The 6,348-nt window shown below is 58.0% G+C and carries 9 protein-coding genes; 6 read left to right on the top strand and 3 right to left on the bottom strand.

The window, feature by feature from the left end:
* The 6 genes from L6D80_RS15095 to L6D80_RS15070 form a co-directional block, all read left to right on the top strand.
* The coding region (locus L6D80_RS15095) for a DUF1983 domain-containing protein (RefSeq protein WP_236183055.1) at window positions 1-1,088 on the top strand (1,088 nt) is incomplete at its 5' end.
* A 6-nt stretch (window positions 1,089-1,094) separates the two neighbouring features.
* Window positions 1,095-1,397: a hypothetical protein gene (locus L6D80_RS15090; RefSeq protein ID WP_176517029.1), complete on the top strand. Its 303-nt coding sequence runs from the start codon at window positions 1,095-1,097 to the stop codon at window positions 1,395-1,397.
* A gap of 886 nt (window positions 1,398-2,283) precedes the next feature.
* Window positions 2,284-2,508, top strand: coding sequence for a hypothetical protein (locus L6D80_RS15085; protein ID WP_176512735.1), 225 nt, complete (start codon window positions 2,284-2,286; stop codon window positions 2,506-2,508).
* A 61-nt stretch (window positions 2,509-2,569) separates the two neighbouring features.
* Complete coding sequence (locus tag L6D80_RS15080) at window positions 2,570-3,058, top strand: glycoside hydrolase family 24 protein (RefSeq protein ID WP_176512734.1); 489 nt, start codon at window positions 2,570-2,572, stop codon at window positions 3,056-3,058.
* Window positions 3,055-3,552, top strand: coding sequence for a DUF2514 domain-containing protein (locus L6D80_RS15075; RefSeq protein ID WP_176512733.1), 498 nt, complete (start codon window positions 3,055-3,057; stop codon window positions 3,550-3,552). The genes L6D80_RS15080 and L6D80_RS15075 overlap by 4 nt, the downstream gene beginning before the upstream one ends.
* A 13-nt stretch (window positions 3,553-3,565) precedes the next feature.
* On the top strand, window positions 3,566-3,790 hold the full coding sequence (locus L6D80_RS15070; RefSeq protein WP_176512732.1) for a hypothetical protein: 225 nt from the start codon (window positions 3,566-3,568) through the stop codon (window positions 3,788-3,790).
* On the opposite strand, the gene L6D80_RS15065 is transcribed toward L6D80_RS15070, so the two are convergent.
* The 3 genes from L6D80_RS15065 to L6D80_RS15055 all read right to left on the bottom strand — a co-directional run bounded on the left by L6D80_RS15065 (window position 3,784) and on the right by L6D80_RS15055 (window position 6,280).
* Entirely contained in the window at window positions 3,784-4,449 is a 666-nt protein-coding gene (locus tag L6D80_RS15065; RefSeq protein ID WP_176512731.1) for an SOS response-associated peptidase, read from the bottom strand. The two genes, L6D80_RS15070 and L6D80_RS15065, sit on opposite strands and share 7 nt — an antisense overlap.
* Before the next feature lie 35 nt (window positions 4,450-4,484).
* Window positions 4,485-4,817: a hypothetical protein gene (locus L6D80_RS15060; protein WP_176512730.1), complete on the bottom strand. Its 333-nt coding sequence runs from the start codon at window positions 4,815-4,817 to the stop codon at window positions 4,485-4,487.
* A gap of 965 nt (window positions 4,818-5,782) precedes the next feature.
* Entirely contained in the window at window positions 5,783-6,280 is a 498-nt protein-coding gene (locus tag L6D80_RS15055; RefSeq protein WP_176512729.1) for a hypothetical protein, read from the bottom strand.
* Window positions 6,281-6,348 lie beyond the last annotated feature (68 nt).

The raw sequence follows: 6,348 nt of genomic DNA, 5'->3' as shown, positions 1-6,348 counted from the left end.
CCACCAGAGGCTGGGTGGCAACCGCAACGGGCGGCACCATCACTGCTGGGCCGCTCTTCGCCACGGTGACCAAAAACCCCAACCTGCAGTGCAACTTCACACCCACCGTTTCTGGCGCGCAGAACCCCTACCTCCGCATCAGGCTGCGTCGGCGCAACACCACGCGGTCCGGGGCGCAGATGTACTGGGCAAACGAAGATGGAGGCCTATCCGAAGCCCGGCGCATGGTCTGGACCATCAGCACGACGACCACGGATTGGCAGGACATTGAAATCGATCTGTCCGGCCATGCCGGATGGAACGGCAAGAACATGTATGTCATCCGCCTGGATATGATGAACTCGGCCGACACGACCGGAGAAATCGACATCGCCTACATCGCAGTGGGAAGGCGATCGGCGGCAGCCTCGGCGCAAGCGCTGTCCAGCCTCGACAGTGTTGTAACGCAGCAGGGCGCAACGCTCACTGCGGAGTCGAAGCGCATAGATGGGCTTTACGCCTCAGTTGGAGATGCCAGCGCGGCGATTCAAAACGAAGCCACTGCGCGCAGTGACGGCGATACCGCGCTTGGCAGACGTGTCGATACAGTCCAGAGCAATCTGGGCGCCACGAATGCCACCGTGCAGCAGATAAGCGCGGCACAGACTGCGCTCAACGGGAAAGTAAACGCCACCTGGTCTGTGAAGCTGGGCCTCACGTCCGGCGGCACCTACTACGCGGCGGGGTTTGGCCTGGGGCTTGAGAACCAGGGAGGCACATTCCAGTCGAGCTTTGTTGTGCTGGCTAACCGGTTCGCGATTATGAACCCGGTGGGTGAGGGCCTGATCGTGCCGTTCGCTGTTCAAAACGGACAGGTCTTTATCAACGATGCGTTGATCTCCAACTTGGCAGTGCAGAAGGCAATCGTTGGCAACTCGATCAACTCATCCGCACTGGCTAATGATGGAACGCCAATCATGCGGGTGGATTTCGCTTCGGGGACGATCATAATGCTGAACCAAGCAGCAAATGCCTATACGGTCTTTAATCGCAACGGTATCGATATGGTGATTAACGGAGTGCGTCGTATTCGGATGGGTGAGTGGTAGGCATGTATGGCTAACGGTCTGGAGGTATATGGTGCTGACGGTAGACTGCTCGTCAATATGACGATGTCTATCAGTCAGCACCAAGGAGAAGTCGTAACCAATGCCGCAAATGGAGCTGTTGCTATGCCTGCTCTCCCTGCCGGCAAACAGCGCTTTTACATTGTGGTCACGTTGGTCGACACGCAGCAGTGGAAAGGAAAGAAACCGGGTGTAACAGTTTCTGGAAATACGCTGTCATGGCAATACCAGCACTCAACTTGGTTTGGCCAGTTTTCTGCCAATTGCCGTATCTATTATGGATACTATTAGGATGACATATGCCAGTTGGATTCCAAGCCTTCAAGGAGGACGGCTCCCTCCTTTTTGACATCGATCGTATCTGTTACGGCCTACTGAAGAGTGGTTACCTAAATTTGGTTGATAGATGGGGCCGGTACTATATCCGCTCCGCAAACCTCCCACCCAATGAGGAAAGCAGCTGGTCTTATCTGAATTTGCTTGACCCCATATGCGGGATCACGGTAACCGGCGCGATTTCCCCGATCGTTTTCTTGGTGGGTGACGGGAAGCCTTGCGGTGAAAGCATAAGTGGGAATGTACGAACCCTGTACTTTCAAGGTTGCACACCTGGCACCAAGGCATTTGTATTCGATCTGATGCGCGATGTGGGTGAGAGGAGCGGCATGGAATGTTACGACGCATCCGGGAGAGTGAGCTTCACAACAGGCATGCCGCCACTGAACATAGTGGCAACCGTGAATCCGCCACCAATCAATCCAACTCAAGTCCCCGGCGCTGACTCTCGAGCAACCCCGTATGTGGGTGGTGCAAATGAAACATCCGGTAGAGAGTGGTCAGGCTCTGATTTCAGACAACCAAAAGGGGCCGTCTTTGTCGGGAGTGTTAGCGGCGAACTAGCTGCTAGCCTTACATTCTCTAGGGGTTGCGGCCTGAATCAAGGATCAGATGTTGGCGATGGATTGTATCGAGTTGGTGCGAGCGAGGGGTGTGGCGGGTCTCAAAATGGAGTTCGCTTCTTTTTTAGTCCGGCAGTAGCAACAACAGCCACCACCTTCGGTAACTCAAACACATCATGGTTCGATATTCCAACAGATCGCCAACCACAAGCGCTTGTGATTCGAGCATCCGATTACCCATTTCCATTTAGATAACCATCAACGAAGAGGAAACATCCATGCCTTACGTCGCTATCAATCTGAGCAACAACTTCGATTCCGCTAATAACTACCGCTATGCCACACAGGAAGAAGCTGATGCTCGTGCGCGGGAGATCCTGAGCCAGTTTCCGGCAGCCCAAGTCTTTACCGCCAAGGTGCTGAAGGACTACAGCGCCAAGGTGACCGTCACCGCCAAGGACCCGGCCGAGCCAGAGCCACCCACCGAGGCACCGGAAGCCTGACCGAGCCCACTGGACACCACAGCCCGCTTCGTGCGGGCTTCTTTTTGCCTGGAGAAAACCTATGGCCCGACTTACTGAGGCCCAGGCCGGTGGCGCGAACGTGCTCCGCTTCCTGGACCTGATCGCCTTCTCGGAAGGCACCTCTACCGTGAAAACCAGCGACGATGGCTACAACGTGCTGTACGGCGGCGGCCTGTTCCAGGGCTATGCCGATCACCCGCGGCGCAAGCTGACCTTCCCCATCAACGGCAGGCCGGTCACCAGCACCGCTGCTGGCCGGTACCAGCTGCTTGAGCGTTACTGGGATGCGTACCGGTCAAGCCTGCGCCTGGCGGGCGGGTTCACCCCGGAGAACCAGGACCGCATCGCCCTACAGCAGATCCGAGAACGCCGGGCGCTGGATGACATTAAGGCAGGCCGCGTCGAGCAGGCGATCGCCAAGTGCTCGAACATCTGGGCCAGCTTTCCCGGGAACAACTACCAGCAAAACCCGCACCGCCTGGACAAGTTGCTGGCGCAGTGGGCGAAGTTAGGTGGGGTGCCGGCATGAAGTCCTGGGCAATCAGATCAATTGCGCTGCTGGTGCTGCTGGGCAGCTACTGGCTGACGTACCAGCACGGCCGGGCGGTAGAGCGGGCCGAGGCCGCCGCTGCATCAGCCCAGCGGGACAGTGGCGATCGCTTGGCCGAGGTGATCGGCGAGCGCACGGCCCGCCAGGAAGAACAACGACGCGCCCAGGCGCAGGAGGAGGCGAGAGCTCATGCCCAGGAAGAACGAACGATTGCTGATGTTGGCGCTGCTGGCGCCGATGCTGTTGGCCAGCGGCTGCGCGACGAAGGCGCCAAGCTCGCCGCCACCGTCAGTTGCCCCGGCACGGATACCGCCGCTGTCGCCCGAGGCCAGGCAGCCACCCGCGCCGCCATGGTGCTCTCCGACCTGCTCACACGGGCTGATGCTCGAGCGGGAGAGCTGGCGAAAGCTTATGACCGTGCCCGAATAGCCGGCCAGACCTGCGAGGCGTCCTATAATGCCCTGATCAACTGAGTGGAGCAGGGCAGTGGATAAGCGCACCTTTATTGGCATGGTAGAAGCAGGAGAACCGTTGATACAGCAGGCGATGGACGCTTTGCGTGCGTATCACCAGGCCCAAGACAACGGCACTCCGCCGGCGGAGGTGGAGCGCCTGCGCCTGCAAGCTGAGTCGTTGTTCCAGGCCGTCTCCGACTATCAGTTCAGGGTGATAGCCAAGGCCCGTGGAAAAGTTTTACCACCTCTTCACTGAAGCGGCTCAATCAGCCCGGCGCCCTGGTTGCGCACGTTGCCCACCGCGGTGCTCACCCGGTACCACTCAAAGGCTTCCGCTGATTCGCCCAGGTTGAGCGCCATTTGCTCGGCCTGTTCCTTCGGGGTCCCGGCCGCCATCCACTCTCGAGCCAAGGACGGCGCGAAAACCACCGGTCTACGGTCGTGCACATCGACCATGCCACCCTGTGCGTCGGCGGTGATGATCACGAACCCGTCGTGCTCATTGCCGGCGAACTGGCCGATACTGGCGCACAGGGCAGGGTGGCCGTCTCGGCGCCGGATGTAGTAGGGCTGTTTCTTCGGCCCGCCCTCGTCGACCCACTCATACCAACCGTCGATGGGCGTTATGGCGCGGTGCGGCCAGATAGCCCGGAAGAACGGCCCGTGCGCCACCTTTTCGACCCTTGCGTTGATGGGTGCTGCACGGTCGGTTGCCCAGTGCGGCCGCCATCCCCACCTCACCAGGTCCATACGCGGGCCTGCGCCCCCTATCCTCAGCACAGCAACAGGCGTCGTCGGCGCGACGTTGTATCGGCCCAAAGGCTGGTCGCCGACGTTGTTTGTCCAAGCCTCTGGCAGGCTGAGCGTCTCGACGAAATCGTGTATCCCACGGTATTGGCTCAGCCTTCCGCACATGCGCCGTCCTCCTATCCGAACTGATAAGCATAGCCTCAGCTTTCCCTGATTTTCGCCTCCATGTGCTTGAGGTGCTCTCGAGGATCAAGGTCGTAGCCGTCCCTGGTCAGATCGATGCCGTAATGGGCGCGCGCGATATTCATCAGGTGCACGTACTCGACGTAGGCCCCGTTCGCACGGCGGAACTCGACAGCTATCTGATCCTGCAGGCTCTGGTTGATCTCTACGAGCTTCTCGATGTTGCGCTTGGCCCTGACCAGCTCCCGCCTGAGCTGGTCGTTTTCGTTGCAAAGCATGTGGGATTGATGCTCGAGCATTTCCTCGCGGGTTGGCATGCCGAGCTCGAACCCGGTTGTGTCGATGTCCATCTGGATGACTCGCAGTAGCTGTATGGGCATACAGTATTTCGATTCGACGCAATCGGCCATGGCCAGGCGACGAGGTGTAGCGGATGGGATGGGGAATGTGATCGGCAGAACGCCGGATGCGGGCCGGAGCCCGTGGGGAGATTTTCGGGGAATGGTGAAATAGGGTATGGCACAGTGCGGCACCGTTTGCAGCGAGCGCCCGCTCAAGGCCTTGATCCGTAAGGCTTTAGGTGTATCCTGCACGCATGGGGTGCAAGGGGTCGAGTGTTCGAATCACTCCGTCCCGACCATATATTTCAATGACTTAGGCCATTTCCGAAAGGGATGGCCTTTTTCATGTGTGTGACTTTTGCGTGACTTCTCAGGTTTTTACGCCTGCCTCCTCTTCAAGATCTAAAACCCCCTCGTATGATTGTGCCTGGCCGCTGTACCGGGGGTTTTCAAAAGTCCCGCGAAGCCGGTTTTTGCATCCAGCGGATTTTTGCCGATACAGTACCCCCTCTAAGGAGGGATCATAATGAAGACCGTCGCGGTAATCGCAATCTTGGTAATACTCGCTGGCTGTTCTACGAGCGAGCCTCCGAAGGCTCAGGCAGAAACCTCTGAGTGCATCAACTACCGGTCCATGATGACCGCGCCGATAGCTCCGGATGCGATGGAGCGGCTTAGGGTTAAATGCGAGCAATCAAGGCTTTGATCTGCTGAGTCTCGTTAAAAAATCATTACCGCCTCGGCACCCGCCGGGGCGTTGTTATTGGCAGCGACGGATCGAGATTAGGCCGACTATTTCTATGTGCAACGAAAAACGCACACGAGGAGTAGTGCGAGCAAAAGAAAGCCCGCCGAGGCGGGCAAGGGACTATCACGTAGGGATAATTCGATTCTCCGCAAGGCGACGTGAAAATTGAGTGAAAGAAAAGTCCTCATACCGTGACCATCAATCTGCACCGGTCTGTGTAGTCCAGTTAATCCGCCTGTATTTTCCTCGCCCACCCAAAGGTGTCGCACGCGGGCGCTAGCCACTCACGAATCAGGGCATTGCGTGCCAGCGTTTCAGGCTGCAGCAAGCGTGCGCCGAAATCCGCATGGCGTACGAAGCGCACTTCCAGGCATGCCTCTAGTTGGCCAACAAGGCTTGGGAAGTCCATCAGGGAGTACAGGCGTGGCCACTTTATCAGCTTGCTATACCGCAATTGCTGAGACTCTACGCACAGCTGATCATCTGGGCGCCATTGTACGTTGAACAGGTTGTCATGGCGCGACAGTTCTACCCGCCATTTGCCATTCAGTGGAAGGCTCAATTCGAGTTTCAAGCTTTCAGGGCGCAAGCGGTTTCGCTGGAAGAACCAGGTTTCCGTCGGCTCGGTAGTCACATCGATGGAGCAGACGCTGTAAGGCTCCTCTGCCACATTGAACCGGGTGAACCACGCCAGGGTTTCAGGGTGGGTTGGATGGTTGAACATCTATGGCCTCCTGCCAGGCATCGCTGGAGCCTGCCTTGGCAGACCTGAGCAAATTGAAAGTGCAAGCA

Origin of the sequence: Pseudomonas ceruminis (assembly GCF_021602025.1) — a bacterium.
Lineage (GTDB): Bacteria > Pseudomonadota > Gammaproteobacteria > Pseudomonadales > Pseudomonadaceae > Aquipseudomonas > Aquipseudomonas ceruminis.
Note: the sequence above shows the minus strand (reverse complement) of the source record. Positions and strands in the feature narration are given on the sequence as shown.